1 pseudogene is annotated in these 414 nt (G+C 42.0%); it reads left to right on the top strand.

Going from position 1 to position 414, the window contains the following annotated elements:
* Positions 1–394, top strand: a pseudogene (locus tag CRV03_RS14040) (glutamine synthetase); the annotation flags it as partial.
* Between the last annotated feature and the right edge of the window lie 20 nt (positions 395–414).

Genomic DNA, 414 nt, shown 5'->3' with positions numbered 1-414 from the left:
AAACCGTAGCCCGTTAGTACGTATCCCTGCATCTCGTGGTATTAGTACACGCGTAGAAGTACGTAGTGTTGACCCAGCTGCAAACCCATATTTAGTAATGGCTACATTATTAGCTGCAGGTCTTGATGGAATTAAAAACAAATTAACTCCACCAGCTGCAGTAGACCGTAACATCTATGTAATGACAAAAGAAGAGCGCGAAGAAGCAGGTATCGTTGACTTACCAGCAACATTAGCGCAAGCGTTAGTTACATTACAATCTAATGAAGTAGTATGCGGTGCACTAGGAGAACACTTACTTGAGCACTTCATCGAAGCGAAAGAGATTGAGTGGGATATCTTTAGAACACAAGTTCACCAATGGGAACGCGATCAATATATGTCTCTATACTAAGAGGCTTGAACCCTTGATAC

It is taken from the genome of Arcobacter sp. F155 (assembly GCF_004116455.1).
Taxonomy (GTDB): Bacteria; Campylobacterota; Campylobacteria; order Campylobacterales; family Arcobacteraceae; genus Halarcobacter.
This window is presented reverse-complemented; position numbering and strand designations above follow the sequence as displayed.